The sequence below is a fragment of the Streptomyces malaysiensis subsp. malaysiensis genome, from assembly GCF_040653035.1.
GTDB classification, from domain to species: domain Bacteria; phylum Actinomycetota; class Actinomycetes; order Streptomycetales; family Streptomycetaceae; genus Streptomyces; species Streptomyces malaysiensis.
Window position 1 is genome coordinate 403,573 of the sequence record NZ_JBEZNG010000001.1, and the last position, 17,620, is coordinate 421,192.

General features: G+C 72.3%; 19 protein-coding genes and 1 pseudogene. 11 read left to right on the top strand and 9 right to left on the bottom strand.

Annotation, left to right across the window (positions count from 1 at the left end; genetic code table 11):
* Positions 1-9: 9 nt before the first annotated feature.
* Together AB0E24_RS01735 and AB0E24_RS01740 are read left to right on the top strand one after the other, a co-directional pair.
* Positions 10-948: an amino acid ABC transporter permease gene (locus AB0E24_RS01735; protein ID WP_069873189.1), complete on the top strand. Its 939-nt coding sequence runs from the start codon at positions 10-12 to the stop codon at positions 946-948.
* Positions 945-1,706: an amino acid ABC transporter ATP-binding protein gene (locus AB0E24_RS01740; RefSeq protein WP_069873187.1), complete on the top strand. Its 762-nt coding sequence runs from the start codon at positions 945-947 to the stop codon at positions 1,704-1,706. Before AB0E24_RS01735 ends, AB0E24_RS01740 begins: the two co-directional genes overlap by 4 nt.
* A gap of 229 nt (positions 1,707-1,935) precedes the next feature.
* Here AB0E24_RS01740 and AB0E24_RS01745 read toward each other — a convergent pair whose 3' ends face one another.
* Positions 1,936-2,712: a class I SAM-dependent methyltransferase gene (locus tag AB0E24_RS01745; protein WP_079258967.1), complete on the bottom strand. Its 777-nt coding sequence runs from the start codon at positions 2,710-2,712 to the stop codon at positions 1,936-1,938.
* A gap of 141 nt (positions 2,713-2,853) precedes the next feature.
* On the opposite strand from AB0E24_RS01745, the gene AB0E24_RS01750 reads away from it, so the two are divergent.
* On the top strand, positions 2,854-3,513 hold the full coding sequence (locus AB0E24_RS01750) for a CGNR zinc finger domain-containing protein (protein ID WP_069873182.1): 660 nt from the start codon (positions 2,854-2,856) through the stop codon (positions 3,511-3,513).
* Positions 3,514-3,569: 56 nt separating this feature from the next.
* Here the strand turns inward: AB0E24_RS01750 and sodX are convergent.
* Positions 3,570-3,878: pseudogene (gene sodX / locus AB0E24_RS01755) on the bottom strand (nickel-type superoxide dismutase maturation protease); the annotation flags it as partial.
* Between the two features lie 160 nt (positions 3,879-4,038).
* On the opposite strand from sodX, the gene sodN reads away from it, so the two are divergent.
* On the top strand, positions 4,039-4,434 hold the full coding sequence (gene sodN / locus AB0E24_RS01760) for a superoxide dismutase, Ni (protein ID WP_069873180.1): 396 nt from the start codon (positions 4,039-4,041) through the stop codon (positions 4,432-4,434).
* Positions 4,435-4,546: 112 nt separating this feature from the next.
* Here sodN and AB0E24_RS01765 read toward each other — a convergent pair whose 3' ends face one another.
* Positions 4,547-5,110, bottom strand: a complete 564-nt coding sequence (locus AB0E24_RS01765; RefSeq protein ID WP_359374366.1) for a TetR/AcrR family transcriptional regulator — start codon at positions 5,108-5,110, stop codon at positions 4,547-4,549.
* 130 nt (positions 5,111-5,240) lie between these two features.
* On the opposite strand from AB0E24_RS01765, the gene AB0E24_RS01770 reads away from it, so the two are divergent.
* Positions 5,241-6,176, top strand: a complete 936-nt coding sequence (locus tag AB0E24_RS01770; RefSeq protein ID WP_359374369.1) for an NmrA/HSCARG family protein — start codon at positions 5,241-5,243, stop codon at positions 6,174-6,176.
* Positions 6,177-6,498: 322 nt separating this feature from the next.
* A complete protein-coding gene (locus AB0E24_RS01775) occupies positions 6,499-8,955 on the top strand; it encodes a SpoIIE family protein phosphatase (RefSeq protein WP_359374371.1) in 2,457 nt (818 codons plus the stop codon).
* A gap of 42 nt (positions 8,956-8,997) precedes the next feature.
* Here AB0E24_RS01775 and AB0E24_RS01780 read toward each other — a convergent pair whose 3' ends face one another.
* Both AB0E24_RS01780 and AB0E24_RS01785 read right to left on the bottom strand, forming a co-directional pair.
* Positions 8,998-9,507 carry a pyridoxamine 5'-phosphate oxidase family protein gene (locus AB0E24_RS01780; protein WP_359374372.1) on the bottom strand — a complete coding sequence of 170 codons (510 nt, stop codon included), beginning with the start codon at positions 9,505-9,507 and terminating at the stop codon, positions 8,998-9,000.
* Between the two features lie 166 nt (positions 9,508-9,673).
* Positions 9,674-10,726, bottom strand: coding sequence for a LysR family transcriptional regulator (locus AB0E24_RS01785; RefSeq protein ID WP_232564707.1), 1,053 nt, complete (start codon positions 10,724-10,726; stop codon positions 9,674-9,676).
* Positions 10,727-11,030: 304 nt separating this feature from the next.
* On the opposite strand from AB0E24_RS01785, the gene snpA reads away from it, so the two are divergent.
* Together snpA and AB0E24_RS01795 are read left to right on the top strand one after the other, a co-directional pair.
* A complete protein-coding gene (gene snpA / locus AB0E24_RS01790; protein WP_069873169.1) occupies positions 11,031-11,696 on the top strand; it encodes a snapalysin in 666 nt (221 codons plus the stop codon).
* Positions 11,697-11,939: 243 nt separating this feature from the next.
* Entirely contained in the window at positions 11,940-12,152 is a 213-nt protein-coding gene (locus AB0E24_RS01795) for a hypothetical protein (protein ID WP_069873167.1), read from the top strand.
* Between the two features lie 39 nt (positions 12,153-12,191).
* Here AB0E24_RS01795 and AB0E24_RS01800 read toward each other — a convergent pair whose 3' ends face one another.
* Positions 12,192-12,662 carry an STAS domain-containing protein gene (locus tag AB0E24_RS01800; protein WP_232639371.1) on the bottom strand — a complete coding sequence of 157 codons (471 nt, stop codon included), beginning with the start codon at positions 12,660-12,662 and terminating at the stop codon, positions 12,192-12,194.
* 227 nt (positions 12,663-12,889) lie between these two features.
* The gene (locus tag AB0E24_RS01805; protein WP_093701308.1) at positions 12,890-13,282 is read right to left on the bottom strand and encodes an STAS domain-containing protein; all 393 of its coding nucleotides are present in this window, start codon (positions 13,280-13,282) and stop codon (positions 12,890-12,892) included.
* A 265-nt stretch (positions 13,283-13,547) separates the two neighbouring features.
* Here AB0E24_RS01805 and AB0E24_RS01810 point away from each other — a divergent pair, with 265 nt between their 5' ends.
* The 3 genes from AB0E24_RS01810 (at position 13,548) to AB0E24_RS01820 (ending at position 16,545) form a co-directional block, all read left to right on the top strand.
* Entirely contained in the window at positions 13,548-14,198 is a 651-nt protein-coding gene (locus tag AB0E24_RS01810; protein ID WP_359374377.1) for an HAD family acid phosphatase, read from the top strand.
* Positions 14,199-14,405: 207 nt separating this feature from the next.
* Positions 14,406-15,344 carry a beta-ketoacyl-ACP synthase III gene (locus AB0E24_RS01815; protein ID WP_359374380.1) on the top strand — a complete coding sequence of 313 codons (939 nt, stop codon included), beginning with the start codon at positions 14,406-14,408 and terminating at the stop codon, positions 15,342-15,344.
* An 805-nt stretch (positions 15,345-16,149) separates the two neighbouring features.
* The gene (locus AB0E24_RS01820; protein ID WP_069873158.1) at positions 16,150-16,545 is read left to right on the top strand and encodes a VOC family protein; all 396 of its coding nucleotides are present in this window, start codon (positions 16,150-16,152) and stop codon (positions 16,543-16,545) included.
* Between the two features lie 4 nt (positions 16,546-16,549).
* On the opposite strand, the gene AB0E24_RS01825 is transcribed toward AB0E24_RS01820, so the two are convergent.
* Positions 16,550-17,290, bottom strand: a complete 741-nt coding sequence (locus AB0E24_RS01825) for a helix-turn-helix domain-containing protein (protein ID WP_359374384.1) — start codon at positions 17,288-17,290, stop codon at positions 16,550-16,552.
* The gene (locus AB0E24_RS01830) at positions 17,287-17,511 is read right to left on the bottom strand and encodes a hypothetical protein (protein ID WP_069873154.1); all 225 of its coding nucleotides are present in this window, start codon (positions 17,509-17,511) and stop codon (positions 17,287-17,289) included. The genes AB0E24_RS01825 and AB0E24_RS01830 overlap by 4 nt, the downstream gene beginning before the upstream one ends.
* Positions 17,512-17,620: the final 109 nt, after the last annotated feature.

Consider the following 17,620-nt stretch of genomic DNA (forward strand, 5'->3'; position numbering starts at 1 on the left):
GCACCATCCGTGACCACTAAGATCGAAAAGGCGGGCCCGGTCGGCACCCCGCCGCCCGCGCCGGAGAACATCAAGGCCATCCCGGTGCGGCACTACGGCCGCTGGGTCGCCGCGGTCATCACCATCGCCCTGCTCGCCCTCCTGATCTCCGCCTTCGCCCGCGGCGATGTCAACTGGGGCGCCATTCCGGACTACTTCTTCGACGGTGAGGTCCTCAAGGGCGTCCGCAACACCGTCTGGATCACCATCCTGTCGATGGTGCTCGGCGTGGCCCTCGGCATCGTCCTCGCGGTGATGCGGCTGTCGAAGAACCCGGTGACCGCCTCCATCGCCTGGGGCTACATCTGGTTCTTCCGCGGCACCCCGGTCTACGTACAGCTGCTGGTCTGGTTCAATCTCGGCCTGGTGTTCGACTACATCAACATCATGCCGATCTACAAGGACGAGTGGTCGGACTTCATGACCCCGTTCCTGGCCGCCCTGCTGGGTCTGGGCCTGAACGAGGCCGCGTACATGGCCGAGATCTGCCGGGCCGGCATCCAGTCGGTCGACGAGGGCCAGTCCGAGGCCGCCCAGGCACTCGGGATGAGCCACGCCAAGACGCTGCGCCGGGTGGTGCTTCCGCAGGCGATGCGGGTGATCGTGCCGCCCACCGGCAATGAGTTCATCAACATGCTCAAGACCACCTCACTGGTGATCGCGGTGCAGTACTGGGATCTGCTCCAGGCCACCTCCGAGGTCGGCCAGAACTCCGGCGCCACGGCGGAGATGCTCTTCCTGGCGGCCGCCTGGTACCTGATCCTCACCTCCGTCCTGAGCGTGGGCCAGTACTACCTGGAGCGGTACTACGCACGCGGCTCGAGCCGTAGCCTCCCGGCCACCCCGCTCCAGCGGGTCCGGGCCAATCTGCTCTCCTTCAGCAACCGCTCCGGAGGTGTCGGCGCATGACCGCCATGGTGAAGGCCGAAGGCGTCCACAAGTCCTTCGGCCCGGTCCAGGTCCTCAAGGGCATCGACCTCGAGGTCGCCCCGCGCGAGGTGTTCTGCCTGATCGGCCCGTCCGGCTCCGGCAAGTCCACCTTCCTGCGCTGCATCAACCACCTGGAGAAGATCAACTCCGGGCGGCTGTACGTGGACGGCGACCTGGTCGGCTACCGCCAGAAGGGCGACAAGCTCTACGAGCTCAAGGACCGCGAGGTCGCCGAGAAGCGGCGCGACATCGGCATGGTCTTCCAGCGCTTCAACCTCTTCCCGCATATGACGGCGCTGGAGAACGTGATCGAGGCGCCGGTGCAGGTCAAGCGGGAGACCAAGGCGGTGGCGCGCGAGCGCGCGCTGCGGCTGCTGGACCGGGTGGGCCTCGGCGACAAGGCGGGCAACTACCCCTCCCAGCTCTCCGGCGGCCAGCAGCAGCGGGTGGCGATCGCGCGGGCGCTGGCGATGGAGCCGAAGCTGATGCTCTTCGACGAGCCCACCTCGGCGCTCGACCCGGAGCTGGTCGGCGAGGTGCTCGATGTGATGCGCGGGCTCGCCGAGGAGGGCATGACGATGATCGTCGTCACGCATGAGATGGGCTTCGCCCGCGAGGTCGGGGACTCGGTCGTCTTCATGGACGACGGCGTGGTGGTGGAGTCCGGGCAGCCCCGGGAGGTGCTGACCAATCCGCGGCACGAGCGGACGAAGTCGTTCCTGTCCAAGGTGCTCTAGCACTCCGCCGGAAGTGCCCTGACCTGCCGTCGATCGTCCACGGCAGCGTCCTGGCCGGTCGCGCCCGCGCGGCGGAGCCGCACCTCGACACGGCCCCGCGCCCCTTCGGGGCGCCACCGAACCGCGGCCGACTTACGCCGATCCGCCGAGGCAATCCGCCGAGGCTCGGCACATGCGCGAGGGCGGTACGGGCATCGGCCCGTACCGCCCTCGCGCACTCCGCCCGGGGTCACTTCAGCCCGAGCACCATCGCGTCCGAGGGCGAGCACCATACGGCCCGCGCCTCGCCGAAGCCGCCCTCGCGCAGCGCCTCGGCATGCCAGGCGACGGACTGCGTCTCACCGTCCGCGTGGTCGCCGTTGGCCGGATTGCCAAAGATCGTGAACCGCTCGGCCACCGGCCCCGCCAGCGCCTCGTCCCGTGCGGCGTCCTGCCACCACTCCACCCAGTCCTGGACGCCCTCGGCCCTGGCCCGGGCCTGCCGCCGCTTCTGGTACGCGTGGTCGGCGGCGTTGAGCCGGGGCGTGGCCGGATCGGGCATATGGTCCGCGTTGAGGAACACCCCGCCCTCCCGTACGACGCCCGCGATCTGCCCGTACAGCACCCGCAGCTCGTCCGAGCGCAGCCAGTGGAGCGCCGTGGCGGTCAGGACGGCGTCGTACGCGGCGTGCGGCAGCCGCCCGGTCCAGCCGGGGTCACGCAGATCGGCGGTCACGAACTCCACGCGCGGCTCGGCCTCGAAATGGCCGCGGGCGATCGTCAGCAGCGCGGGGTCCAGGTCGACACCGGTGCTGGTGGCGCCAGGGAACCGGCGCAGCGCCCGGTCCGAGATACTGCCCGTGCCACACGCGAGGTCCAGGATCCTCGGCTCCGGGCCGACGACGGCCTCGACCGCGTCGAGCATCACCCGGAACCGTTCCTCACGATCGGGGAGGTACCACTCCTGCTGCCGGTCCCAGCTCCGCTGCCACGCCTGCCAGTCCGCCACGGCGACGGTGTCCGTCATCGTGCCCCTCCAAGCCATGCGTCGTCGACATGTCGTCGACATGCGTCGTCGTCAGTCGTCATCGGGCGCAGCCGCCCGTAATACCCTCGTAGGCAGAACGCCTCTTACGTGACTCTAGACCGACCGTCGTAAGGACCACAAGTGGAACTGGCTTATTACTCGGATCTCGCCGTGCGCCTGGTCAACAGCGAGGAGCCAAGCCGCGGCACGGACACCCTGACCTCGGTGGAAGCCGTGCGGGCGCTCTTCGGGGAGAGCCAGCAGGCGGCCCGGCGGACCACGGACGCCGATGTCACCCGGCTGAGGTCGGTCAGGGCCCGGCTGCGCGCCGTCTTCGAGGCGGCGGCGGGCGGTGACGAGGTGCTGGCGGTGGACCTGCTGAACGCGCTGCTCATCGAGTTCCCGGTGAGCCCGCAGATCTCCGGCCATGAGACCCGCGACGAGGACGGCCGCCCCGACTGGCATATGCACATCGCGGACTACGCCGCCAACGCGGGCGCCGGTTACGCCGCGACCGCTTCCATGGGCCTGGCCTTCCACCTCACCGAGCTGGGCGCCGACCGGCTGGGCATCTGCGAGGCATCACCCTGCCGCAACGCCTATCTCGACACATCGACAAATCGATCCCGGCGCTACTGCTCCGACCGCTGTGCGACCCGCGCCAATGTGGCCGCCTACCGTGCGCGCAAACGCCTGGACGCCGAGCGGTCGGCCGCCGAGCGCAGCCGCCGCCAGGACCACGGGCCCACCGGCCTCACCGCGGACACCGCCCAGGAGACCAGCCCGGCCATGGACCGCTGACCCCCGCGCCCGGCGCCCCGCCGCGGCCGCAGCCGGACCCAGGCCCGGGCCACCACCAGTTCATCCGGTACGACGCCGAACTCCCGGCTGTCGTTCTCCACATACGGGTTGTCACCCTTGACCCACCAGCCGCCCTCGCGCCGCTCCACCGCGCGCTTGACGATCAGCAGGTCCTGCCGGAACGGATGACGCAGCACCACCACGTCCCCCGGCCGCACCGGCGCCCCGTAACGCACCACCAACTGGTCACCGGGGTACAGCGTCGGCTGCATCGACGGGTTGTACACCTCCGCGAGCCCGATCCGCAGCAGTCCGCGCCGGTCGCGGTCCCGCTCCTGCCCGCGATCGCCCAGCTGCTCCCGCATCACGGCACCTCCGGTCCTCACCCTGCACCCATCACGATCCCAGGCATCCCGGCCTGGCACTGGACTTTTGACCTAAGCCCCCCGGGGCACCCGAGAAAAGCCTTCCCCCACGGAGTAATCTCGCACCTGAGAAGACGATCACGAATGGAAGGACAGCTCTATGCTCTCCCGCCTGTTCGCCCCCAAGGTTCAGGTCAGCGCCCACTGCGATCTGCCCTGCGGCGTGTACGACCCGGCCCAGGCCCGTATCGAAGCCGAGTCCGTCAAGGCCATCCAGGAGAAGTACCAGGCCAACGAGGACCCGCACTTCCGCGCCCGGGCCACCACCATCAAGGAGGAGCGCGCGGAGCTCGCCAAGCACCACATCTCGGTGCTGTGGAGCGACTACTTCAAGCCCCCGCACTTCGAGAAGTACCCCGAGCTGCACCAGCTGGTCAACGACACCCTCAAGGCCCTGAGCGCGGCCAAGGGCTCGACCGACCCGGCCACGGGGCAGAAGGCTCTGGACTACATCGCCCAGGTCGACAAGATCTTCTGGGAGACCAAGAAGGGCTGACCCCGCCCTTCCATAGCACCACGAGACCGCACCCGAGCCGCCCCGAGTGGCCCGGGTGCGGTCTTCTTTGCGCGGAACGCCGTTGATGGGGGCGGGGGTTGAAGCCCCTCCCTCACCCCGGCGGACAGATGCCCGCCACGACCAGACCGAGGAGACGGTCGGCCTCGGCGGCGGGGTCCGGGTGGTGTTCGGCGGCCAGGGCGATGCCGGCGATCAGGGTGACCAGGTCGGTCGCGGTCACACCGGGCCGCACCGCGCCGGCTCGCATGGCTCGCCGTAGCAGCGGGTCGCCCGCCTCGGCGAGCGGGTCCACACAGGGGTTGGCGTGCTCCGGGGCGAGGTCGCCGTTGCGCAGCATCGCGGTGGCCATGCCCTGTACGGAGGTGGAGTAGGCGGTGAGCGCGCCCAGCCACTCCAGCAGTGCGGCCCGTACGTCCTCCGCCCCGGCGAGTTCGCGGGCGCGGGCGGCCAGGGCCTCGATGCGCTCGCGGAAGACCGCTTCCAGCAGGGCCGCCCGGGTGGGGAAGTGACGGCGCACGGTGGCCGAGCCGACTCCGGCGGTGCGGGCGATCTGCTCCAGGGAGGCGTCGGCGCCGTGCGCGGCGACCTCCTCCTCGGCCACGGCGAGGATGCGCGCGTAGTTGCGCCTGGCGTCCGCGCGCTGGGCGGCGGGCATGGCGTCACCTCCGGGTTTGCTAAGTGGCGGGGTCCTCCGTATCGTACCGAGGCATAAGTGGCGGGGCCCGCCGTTTAGCTTTCACAGTCGACTTGTCGATGAGTCGATACCCTTCTGCCCGAGGAGCAGCATGCCTTCGCAATCCCCGACCTCCGCCCCGTCCGCCCCCGTTCTGGTCACCGGCGCCACCGGCCAGCAGGGCGGCGCCACCGCCCGCGCCCTGCTCTCGGCGGGCGTTCCCGTACGGGCCCTGGTCCGCGACCCGGCCACCGAGCGGGCCCGGGCCGTGGCGGCGCTCGGCGCCGAGCTGGTCAAGGGCGACCTTCTCGACCTCGACTCGGTGCGGCGGGCCGCCGAGGGAGCGCGCGCCGTCTTCTCGATCCAGATGCCCGATCTGAACGACCTCCAGGGCGACTCCGAGTGGGTCCAGGGGCGCAACCTGATCGACGCGGCACGGGACGCGGGAGTCCCGCAGTTCGTGCACACCTCCGTCTCCGGCGCCGGACAGCACCAGACCGCTCCCGGCTGGGCCGAGGGCCGCTGGGCGGCCATGGAGCAGTACTTCACGACCAAGTCCGGCCTCCAGGACCGGGTCCGGGAGGCTGGCTTCCGCCAATGGACGCTCCTCAAGCCCGCCTTCTTCATGGAGAACTTCCTCTCCCTGCTGCCGAACGGCCCCGAGGGCGGCCTGGCCACCATCCTCGAGCCCGGCACCGCGCTCTCCCTCATCGCCGTCTCCGACATCGGCACGTCGGCCGCCGCGGCCTTCGCCGACCCCGAGCGGTTCCACGAGGTCGAGCTGGAGCTGGCGGGCGACCATATGACGATGACCCGGGTCGCCGAGGTCCTCTCCGAGGTCACCGGCGTCGAGCTGACCGCCCCGTCGATGACCGCCGACGAGGCGCTCGCCGCCGGGATGCCGCAGTGGGGCCTCGGGCATGTGTGGCTGAACGCGGTCGACCAGCCCGCCCGCCCCGCGTTCGCCCAGGCCCTCGGCATCCCGCTCACCGGCTTCGCCGAGTGGGCCGGGCGGCATCTGGGGCCCGCGGCGGCCCGGCCCGCCTGATCCGCCCGATCTGCCTGCCCCGCTCGGGCCGTCCGGCCCACCCGCCGCCCTGAGCGGCCTCGATGAAGTCCGGTGCGGTTCGGGTGCGCCCCGAAGGGGCGCGGGGGGGCGCGGGGCTGTGTCGATATGCGGCTCCGCGGCGCGGGCGCGACCAGCCATGACACAGCCGCGGATGAACGACCGCACCGCGCGGCACTTCCCGCGGAGCGCTTAGCGGCGCCCGCTCCGGCCCCGGCCCTGGTTGATGCCGGGACCGGAGTGGACCAGGCTGGAAGAGAGCCCTGGTGACGGACCCGGTGCCGTCCCGGAGGGATGGGCGAGCATGAAGGGCCATGACGGCGGCTCCGCGCGGGAGCGGGGCGGCTTCGACGAAGTGGATACGGCGAGGGCCACGCTCGGCGATGACGGGACGCTGACCAGCTGGAACGAAGGTGCCCGCCGGTTGCTCGGATATCGGCCCGCGGAGGTCGTGGGGCGCCCCGCCGCCGAGCTGCTGGCCGATCCGGGCCGTACGTGGGCCGCCGAGGCCCACCATGCCCGCACCCGGCTGACCCGCTGGCACGGGACGGTGCTGCTGCGCCACCGCGACGGCCATGAGGTCCCGGTGCCGCTGCTGGCCCACCGCAGGCGGCCGGAGGGCGACTGGCTGCTGGTGAGCGCGGTGCCCCGGGCGGAGCGGCCCCCCGACTCCTGGAACGACGCGCTGATGCGGTGGGCCTACACCCAGTCGCCCTGCCCGATGGCGATCTACGACACCGATCTGCGGCTGCGCACGGTGAACGCCCAGATGGCCGACGTGATCGGCCTCCCGGAGGCGGAGATCCGCGGGCTGCGGCTGTCGGAGGTCGGGGGCAGGCTCCGGAGCGAGCGGCTCGAAGCGGTGATGCACCAGGTGCTGACCACCGGTGAGCCGCGCGAGGTGGAGACGTATCCGCGCACCGGCGGCGAGGGCGAGGAGCACGCCTGGTCGGCCCGGTTCGCCCCGCTGACGGCCAGCGACGGCCAGGTGTACGCGGTCTGCATGGCCGCGCACGACATCACCGATCAGTATCTGGCCCGCCAGCGGCTGCTGTTGCTGAGCACGGCCGGCGACCGGATCGGCAGCACCCTCGACATCGACCGCACCGCGCAGGAGCTCGCCGACGTCTGCGTACCGCGGCTGGGCGACTACGTCTCCATCGACCTGCTGGACCGGCTGACCCGGGACGAGGAGCTGCCGTCCGGGCCGCTCAGCGGTCCGGTGGTGCTGCGCCGCGCCGCCCAGCAGTCGGTCTTCGGGGGATGCCCGGAGTCCGTGGTGCCGCTGGGGAGGGTGGACTCCTACCCGGAGATCTCGCCGATGGTCGAATGCCTGGTGGCGGAGCGGCCGCTGATCTACGCGGCCACCGACCCCGCGATCGTCAAGTGGGGCGCGCTGAAGCCCGCCCGCGCCCGTACGATCCGGCGGTTCGGCGTTCACTCGATCATGTCGGTGCCGATCCGGGCGCGCGGGACGACGCTGGGGGTGGCGGTGTTCGCCCGCCACCACACCCCTGAGCCGTTCACCCACGACGATGTGGTGCTGGCCGAGGAGATCACCACCCGGGCCGCCGTCTGTGTGGACAACGCCCGCCGCTTCACCCGGGAGCGCGATACCGCCCTGGCCCTTCAGCGCAGCCTGCTGCCGCGGACCCTCCCCCAGCCCCCGGCCGTCGAGGTCGCCTCCCGCTATCTGCCCGCGGGCCCTTACGCGGGGGCGGGCGGCGACTGGTTCGACGTCATCCCGCTCTCCGGGGCACGGGTCGCGCTGGTGGTGGGCGATGTGGTCGGCCACGGCATCCAGGCGTCGGCCACCATGGGCCGGCTGCGCACGGCGGTCCGCACCCTCGCCGACGTCGATCTGCCACCGGACGAGCTGCTCACCCACCTCGACGACCTGGTGATCCATCTGGCCGCGGAGACCGGGGCCGAGGAGGCCACCGGGGATGTCGGGGCCACCTGTCTGTACGCGGTCTACGACCCGGTCTCGCACCACTGCTCGCTGGCCGCGGCCGGGCATCCCGCACCGGCGCTGGCCAGGCCCGACGGCGGTGTGGAGTTCCTCCCGGTGCCGACCGGACCGCCGCTGGGGGTCGGCGGGCTGCCCTTCGAGACGATGGAGACCGAGCTGCCCGAGGACGCCGTGCTCGCCCTCTACACCAACGGGCTGATGGGCGAATGGGACCGCGATGTGGACGAGGGACGTCTGCTGCTGGCCGGCGCGCTGGCCCACCCCGGCCGGTCCCTGGACCGCACCTGCGACTCCGTACTGCGGACGCTCCTCCCCGGCGAGGGCGCGCTCGACGACGTCGCGCTGCTGCTGGCCCGCACCCGCACCCTGGGCGCGGCGCACGTGGCCACCTGGGACGTGCCCGCCGACCCGGCATGGGTGGCCCGGTCCCGCCGGAACGTCACGGAGCGGCTGACCGAATGGGGGCTCGCCGAGGCCGTCTTCACCACCGAGCTGGTGGTCAGCGAGCTGATCACCAACGCCATCCGGCACGCCGTCCCGCCCATCCAGCTGCGGCTGATCCATGACCACTCGCTGATCTGCGAGGTCTCCGACTCCTCCAGCACCGCTCCCCATATGCGCCGCGCCCGTACCTTCGACGAGGGTGGCCGCGGGCTGCTGCTGGTCGCGCGGCTCAGCCAGCGCTGGGGGAGCCGGCAGACCGCCGAGGGCAAGACGATCTGGTCGGAGCAGACGCTTCCGGTCGGGCTGTCCGCCGGGCTGTCCGCCGGGCTGCCGGACCTGGGCTGAACGGCCCGGCCGGGACAGCGCGAGGGGGCCGGTCGGCCGGGGTCAGAAGCGCCAGCGCGTCTGGCCGTACTCACCCTTGCGGAAGCCGAACGCCGTGGCCGGGGCGACCCGGTGGACCAGGGCCTCATGGCCATCGTGGTGGAAGGCGCCGTCGGCCACCTGGAAGGTCCACTCCGCGCCGTACTTCGCCACGTACGCCGCCGCGATCCGCCGGAGCGTGGCGTCGTCCCGCACCGGCTCGGCCTCGCCCTCCACCACCAGGTCCAGCCCCTCGTGCAGCACGCCCGCACCCGTGGTGAGGACGCAGCGCGGATTGTGGGCGAGGTTCCGGGCCTTCTGCTCGGCGGGGCCGGTGCAGAAGCAGAGCGCGCCGTCGAACCAGACGGCGATGAGCGGGGTGACGTGGGGGCGGCCGTCCCGGCGGACGGTGGACAGCCAGTACAGCTCCGCGGCCGCCAGCCGCTCCCGCCCCTCCGGCCATCCGGTGGCGGTGGCGTCCGGGCTGCTGAAACGGGCGTCCAGCGCGGTCTGCGGCTCGTGCTCGGTGCTCATCTGCTCACTCCTTGCCTGGCGGGGCGGTCCGGTGCGGTCCGGTGTTCCCGGACCGCGTTTCTTGGACCGCCCGGCGGAGCGAAAGTCATCGCCGTGCGGCGCGAAAGACCTCGCCCGGCGGAGTGAAGGACATCGCTCGCGGCCGCGCGTCACCGCCGTAAGGGGCCTACGAGACCTCGGCGGGCCCGGCCAGCCCCAGGACGTCGACCGCCTCCCGGGTCGGCGGCTCCTGTAGGCGCAGCAGCGGGCTCTCGTTGCGGACCAGCCACTGGCGGTACGCGGCGCTCGCCCAGGCGATCTCGAAGTACGCGTCAGCGAGGTCGCCGAAGAGCGCGTCGACCTCGAAGGGGGCGCCGGGCGCGGTGCCCGGGGCGGGGCCGTCGGCCGCGGTACGGGCCGCCGGGGCCGCCCGTGAGGCCAGGAAGAGCCGGACCGTCAGCGGATCCCCGTGCAGCGGACGGACCGCGACGCCCTGGCGGGACCGCGCGGTGGGCTGGCACGGGGTGACCACCTCACCCGAGGCGACCAGGTCGGCGGCGGTCAGATAGTCCCCGTACACCACTCTCGGATTGAGCCCCGCGGCGGCCAGGACCCGGCGAAGACCGGGCCCCTCGCCGTCCACGCTGGGGTCGACCATCCACTGGTCGGCGGCGAGGTCGTCGAGCCGTACCGCGGGCCGCGGGGCGGCCGGATGGGTTTCGGCCAGCGCCACGAACTGCGGCTCCCGCTCCACGAGGACGCGGCGCTCCACGCCCTCGGGCACCCGCAGCGGCGCGCCCTCGACCTCGTGGACGAAGGCCACGTCGAGCTGGTTGGCGGCGACCATCTGAAGCAGCGCGTTGGCGGAGACGTCGATGTGGATGGTGGTGTCCGCGTCGGGGTAGCGGGCGCGGAGCCTGCGCAGCCAGCCGACCACGGCCCGGCTGCCCGTGCTGCCGATGCGCAACCGGGCGTCGGCGGTCTGCCCCGCCTCCAGCCGGACCTCGCTGACCAAGGCGTTCATCTCGGCCACGATCGGCCGGGCGCGGCACAGCACGGACCGCCCCAGCGGGGTCGGCCTGCTGCCGGTGACCTCGCGCGAGAACAGCCGGCCGCCGATGGTGTTCTCGATGCGCCGGAGCTGGGTCGTCAAGGATGGCTGGGTCATGCCCAGTTGGCGCGCCGCCTTCCGTAGGCTGCCGGTGTCGGCGATGGCGCACAATGCACGGAGGTGCCTCACCTCGAGCTCCACGGCGGGAGCATAACTGCGCACTTGTCGGTCACACCAGACTCTGAAACCCCGCCAACCCATACCGGAATCGATCAATCAGTGGTCAACCACCGGTCAACGGGACGTCAAACGCCCACCGTCGGGCGGGATCCGAGAGCCCGCCGGGGGATATGCCCTCGTGCTATCACCAGTTGATATCTCCGCGCAGGGCCGGTTCTCCTCAAGACTCGGCGTCAGCCAAGAGTTCATCCCACGGCCCCGGCCGCCACCCCACACGGCGACCGGGGCCCGAGGACGATGAGGAGCCCCCCACATGTCACTCCCCAAGCTGGCGCTGTCCGCGACCATCGGCCTCGGCCTGGCGGCCTCCCTGTCCGCCATGCCCGCCTCCGCGGCCACGCCCGACCACTCCACGGCGCAGCGCGGCGCCGCGGCCGCCGCCTACACGGCGAGCGGCGAGGAGCGGGCCGACACCGACGCCTTCATCAAGGCCGTCATGAAGTCGGCGCTGGCCAAGCGGGCCGAGGCGCCCAGCGCGGCCGCCGCCGTCACCGTGACCTACAGCGCGAGCCAGGCCCCGACGTTCCAGTCGGTGATATCCCGCTCCACCCAGATCTGGAACTCCGCGGTGAGCAACGTGAAGCTCCAGGAGGGCAGCAACCCGGACTTCACCTACCGCGAGGGCAATGACCCCCGGGGCTCGTACGCGAGCACCGACGGCCACGGCAGCGGCTATGTCTTCCTGGACTACGCCCAGAACCAGCAGTACGACTCGACCCGGGTCACCGCCCACGAGACCGGCCATGTGCTGGGCCTGCCGGACCACTACGAGGGTCCGTGCAGCGAGCTGATGTCCGGCGGCGGCCCCGGCACGTCCTGCACCAACTCGCAGCCGAACCAGGCCGAGATCAGCCGCGTCAACCAGCTCTGGGCCAATGGCCTGGCCAAGCTCGAGAAGCAGCTGGCCAAGAGCCACTGAGTCCGCCGAACCCACTGATCCACCGATCCGCTGACTGGCTGATCGGCCGGATCAGGGCCTGACCGCCCGCACCTGGTTCCCGACGCCGGGTGCGGGCGCTCGGCGTGTGCGGGCGCCGCTGTCCGGCGCCCGCACCTGGCGACGCCCCCACCGGCCGGAGGTACCGTGTAGAGACACCAGGAGCATTTCGCACAAACCGGCCGGACTCCCTCCATTCGGGGCCCGGCCCAGGGAGTGAGCACCATGGAGACCCTGATCACCGTGGTCGTCATCCTCGCGCTGATCGCCGTGGGCGCCCTGCTGATCCACCGGACCAATGTCCAGAACGGCAATCGGATGTCCCCTGAGAGCCATGACAGCCTCCCGGCCGGCGGACGGCCCCGCCATCGCCCCTGGAGCCGCGGACGGCAGCACGGGGGCCATCAGACGCCCCCGCCCCAGGACCGCCGCACCTGAGCCCGGCAGCGGCCCTGCCCGGCCCCGCACAAGGGGGCCTCAGCCCTCGCGCTCCTCCTCGCGCAGCGCCTCCTCCAGCGTGGCGTTCGGATGGAGCACCTCCAGCATCCTCCCCGCCCGCAGGGTACGGAGGATCAACGCGTCGTCGCAGACCAGCCGCATCCGCCCGCCCCGCTCCAGAACACGCCGATGGGCCCGGCACAGCAGTCCCAGGCCCGAGCAGTCGAAGAAGGCGGTCGGCCGTAAGTCCACGATCACCGCGGGTCCATCCCCGGCCGTGGCCGCGTCCAGCGCCGGTCCCACGCTTCCCACCCCGGCGATGTCGATCTCGCCGTGGAGCTCCACGACGGTGTATGCGCCGACCCGGCGCGTACGGGCGCGCGGAGCGACGTCTTCCGCGGCGTCGGCGTCCTGGTCGGCCGGATCCCCGCTCATGGGCTCCCGCGCGGCGTCCTGGGCACCGCGATCCAGCGGCACCGGCGCATCACGCGGAGCGCCTTGCTGCGTCATCGCGATATCCCCTCGGAACGGCACACTGCCCCTCTCACCTTCGTCAGAATCCCGGAAGCGGGCAGGGTCGGGCATCGGGTGCGAATCCGCCGGGTCCTTGGGCGACGTCCCGCGAGCGTAAAGGGAGGACCCCCGGTTACATGGGCAGGGACGCAGTATTCCGCCGGTGAAGACCGCTCGTCCGAGTGAATTTCGGTTCTTACTATTGACACTTGGTCAGATACGGCCTAGGCGAAGCCGTCACCGCTCCCTCCGGCCACCGGATCCGCCACTCCCGCGATCGCCGGAGTCAGGTCCTCCAGTACCTCGAAGGCGTCCTCCAGCCGCACCATGCGCAGCAGCCGGACGAAGCGCGGATCGTCGATGACGAGCCGCAGCCGCCCGTCCCGCTCCAGCACGCGATTGCGCAAGCGGCACAGCAAGGACAATCCGGCACAGTCCAGGAAGGTGACCGGCCGTAGGTCCAGGATCAGATCCGGACAGCGTGCCTGAACGAGGGAATCGAGCCGCGCCACGATCCGCCCCGCGGCGAAGATGTCCAGCTCCCCCGCGATCTCGGCGACGGTGACACCGCCGAGTGCGTGGACTCGGACGCCGAAGGCGGGCCGATCATCGAACATGCAAGCCTCCTTGACCTGGTGGAGGCGCGCGGCACCGGAGCCCGCGGCCGCGCCGGTCAATCGCCGGGGTCCAGGCCGGCCCTTCATTAGGTGACATACCCATCTACCGGCTGACCAGTCAACGAACGGCGTGGCACGTGTCGTTGGCCTATTAAGGCCCCCGGACGCGAACCGTTACTCCCCGGTAAAGCAGAGGTCTTCTCATGTCCACCGTCAGCCGTGAGCATGCCACCCGGCAATCGCCTCGACGCGAAGGATATGACCGATGACAGCAGGACGCGTGCGATCACGGCGGCTCGGCATGACGACGGTGGTCGTCGCCCTCGCCATCGGCACCGGCGGAACGGCCACCACGGCGACCGCCGCCACGCCCGCCACCACGGCGGCCACGGCGGCGCCGTCGGGCGCCACCGCCGCCGAGGAGGTCGACTACGAGACCTGGCAGCGCGATGTTCGCGCCATCATCGACGAGCAGGCCCGCCCCTACGTCGAGGAGCGCACCGCCAACCCCTCGGGCGAGAAGCAGGCCATCGTCCTGGACATCGACAACACCTCGCTGGAGACCGACTTCGGCTTCAGCTACCCCCAGCCGGCCGTGGAGCCGGTCCTGAAGCTCGCCCAGTACGCGCACGACCGCGGCGTGGCCATCTTCTTCGTCACCGCGCGCCCCGGCATCATCTCCCTGCCGACCGAGTACAACCTGGAGAAGGTCGGCTACTCGGTCGCCGGTCTGTACGTACGCCACCTGCCGGACCTCTTCCAGGACGTGGCCGAGTACAAGACCGCCAAGCGGGCGGAGATCGAGAAGAACGGCTACACGATCATCGCCAACATCGGCAACAGCCCCACCGACATCAGCGGCGGCCACGCCGAAAAGTCCTTCAAGCTCCCGGACTACGACGGCCAGCTGTCCTGAGCCGCGGTCAGGTCAGCCCCTTCGCCATCGACCACGGACCACCGCCCTGGAAAGGCCGGGAACTCCAGATCTCGGCGCACAAGATTGGTGACTGACCCGAGCGCACGGCACGTCTGCTCCGCTCAAGACTGGACACACCGCAGACTGTGCGTCGAGATCTCCGCAAAGGGCGCGGATACGTCGATATTGGCGCGAAGGGGATGACCGATGACCGGCTCGCACGTACTGGCGCTCGGCCACTACCAGCCCGCGAAGGTGCTCGGCAACGACGACCTCGCGGCCCTCGTCGACACCAGCGACGAGTGGATCCGCAGCCGGGTGGGCATCCGCACCCGGCATCTCGCCCGCCCCGACGAGACGGTCGACGAGATGGCCGCGGCGGCGGCCGCCAAGGCGCTGGCCCACAGCGGTCTTGCCCCCTCCGACATCGACCTCGTGCTCGTCGCCACCTGCACGGCGATCGACCGCAGCCCCAATATGGCGGCCCGGGTCGCCGCCCGGCTCGGGCTGGCCCGCCCCGCCACCATGGATCTCAATGTGGTGTGCGCGGGCTTCACCCACGCCCTCGCCACCGCCGACCACACCATCCGGGCCGGGGCGGCCACCGCGGCCCTGGTGATCGGCGCGGAGAAGTTCAGCGAGGCCACCGACTGGACCGACCGCTCCACCTGCGTCCTGACCGGCGACGGCGCGGGCGCGGCCGTGGTGGTGGCCGCCGAGCAGCCGGGCATCGGACCGGTGGTGTGGGGCTCGGTCCCGGAGATGGGCGGCGCGGTCCGGATCGAGGGCACACCGCCGCGCTTCGCGCAGGAGGGCCAGACCGTCTACCGCTGGGCCACCACCCAGCTGCCGCCGATCGCGCGGGAGGTGTGCGCACGGGCCGGGATCACCCCGGAGGACCTGGCCGGTGTCGTGCTGCACCAGGCCAATCTGCGGATCATCGAGCCGGTCGCCCGCAAGCTGGGCGCGGTCAACGCGGTGATCGCCCGCGATGTGGTGGAGTCCGGCAACACCTCGGCGGCCAGCGTTCCGCTCGCCCTGTCCAAGCTGGTCGAGCGCGGGGAGGTGCCCTCCGGCGCCCCGGTGCTGCTCTTCGGCTTCGGCGGCAACCTGTCGTACGCGGGGCAGGTAATCCACTGCCCCTGAGGGCACCCCACCGCCGGGGGCGCTCCGCCGCTGGGGACACCCGGCCCCTGAGGGCACCCCGGCCTTGAGGGTGCCCCACCGCTGGGGCACCCCGCCGCCGGGGGCACCCCGGCCCTGATGGCGCCCTGGCCCTGAGTGCGCCCCACCGCTGGGGGCGCCCCGGCCCTGAAGGTGCCCCGCCGCTGAAGGCGCCCCGGCCCTGAGGGCATCCCGCCGCAGGGGGGGCTCCGCCCCTCAGGGCACCCCGCTGCCGGGGGCGCCCCGGCATTGAAGGCACCCCACCACCGGGGGCACCCCGCCCCTGAGGGCACCCCGCTGCCGGGGGCGCCCCGGCACTGAGGACGCCCCGCGGCTGAGGGTGCCCCGGCACTGGGGGTGCCCCGCCGCTGGGGTCACCCCACCCCTGAGGGTGCCCCGCCGCCGGCGGCGCTCCCGGCACTGAGGGCGCCCCGGCCTTGAAGGTGCCCCGCCCCTGAGGGCACCCCACCGCTGGGGTCACCCCACCGCAGGGGGCGCTCCGCCCCTCAGGGCACCCCGCTGCCGGGGGCGCCCCGGCATTGAAGGTGCCCCGGCCTTGAAGGTGCCCCACCGCTGGGGGCGCCCCGCCCCTGAGGGCACCCCGCTGCCGGGGGCGCCCCGGCACTGAGGGTGCCCCACCGCAGGGGGCGCTCCGCCCCTGAGGGCGCCCCGCCCCTGAGGGCGCCCCGTCGCTGAAGGCGCCCCCGCCCCGGCCGCCCCCGGCGGCTCCGCCGGGACGTCCGATTCGTTCAAGACCGGCCGCGGGCGCGCTGCCTACGCTGCCCGTATGACAGCACGATTCAACGCCATCGGTCTGGTCGTCGCCGACATGGCCGCTTCCCTCGCCTTCTACCGCCGCCTCGGCCTTGACATCCCCGCCGACGCCGACACCCAGCCCCACGCGGAGGCCGCCCTGCCCGGCGGGGTGCGGCTGATGTGGGACACCGTCGAGACGGCACGCTCCTTCGACCCGGAGTGGACCCCGCCGAGCGGCTCCCACCAGGTGTCGCTGGCCTTCGCCTGCGACGGCCCGGCCGATGTGGACAAGACGTACCAGGACCTCGTGGCGGCCGGGGTGCGCGGCACGATGGAGCCGTGGGACGCGCCCTGGGGCCAGCGCTACGCGGTCGTCCTCGACCCGGACGGCAACGGCATCGACCTCTTCGCCCCGCTGCCCTCCTGAGCCCCTACTCTCCTCCTGGACCCCGCAGCAGCCGCCCCAGCGGGACCCCCGTCAGCGCCCTGACCTCGCGGGCGAGATGGGCCTGGTCGGCGTAGCCCGCCGTGGCCGCGACCTCCGCGAAGGGGACACCGGCGCGCGCCAGGTCGAGGGCCTGGTTCAGCCGCAGCACCCGGCCCAGCGTCTTGGGGCCGTAGCCGAAGGCCGCGAGGGAGCGGCGGTGCAGCTGCCGCTCCCCCAGCCCCACGGCCGCGGCGATCCCGGCCACTCCCGTCCCGCGCGAAACCCCCGCGACGATCGCGGCGAGCAGCGGATCAGGCGGTTCCGCGGTCCGCAGCCGGTCCCCGGCGGCCTCCTCCAGCAGGCGGCTCGCGGCCGCCTGCCGCCCGGCCACCCGCTCGGTGGCGATCCGCTCGGCCAGCCGCCGGACCTCCGCGCCGGGCCAGAGCGCGGCCAACGGCACCCTCGTATCGCGGAGTTCATGCGCCGGTACGCCCAGCACGGCCGGGCCCGTACCAGGGGCGAACCGCAGCCCCACGGCGCGGCTGCCCGGCGGCCCGAGGGCCAGATGGGCACGGGTGTCCGGTCCGGCGACCAGCAGCTCGCCGTCCGGCCCCGACCCCGCCTCGCTCCAGATCAGATCCGTGCAGCCGTCCGGGAGCACCCGCTGCGGCCCGGCGCCGGCCGTACGGGTCCACACCACGGCGCCGCGGCCGATCAGCGCCCTCCGCTCGTGGTACTCGCTCAAGGGACCTCGCGCAGATACATCGCACCGCAGGAGTGGCAGAAGGGCCCCGCGTCACCCGTGGCCCACAGGTCGGCGGCCTGGGTCTCGGAATCCGGGTCCAGCTCCCGCCCGCACATCGCGGTCGTTCCGTTTCCGCGGACCATGTGCCAGATCTTGACCGGCGCGCCCGCGACCCGCCCGGAGCTGCCCTCCTCGTATTCGGCGCGCATCTCGTGCTGCATGGCGGTACACCTCCTGCTCACCACCACTACCCTCCATGCTCCCGCCATGCCGTGCCGGGCGCCACCCTCACCAAAGCGCCGCCCACGCCAAGGGGTAACCGCGGACCAG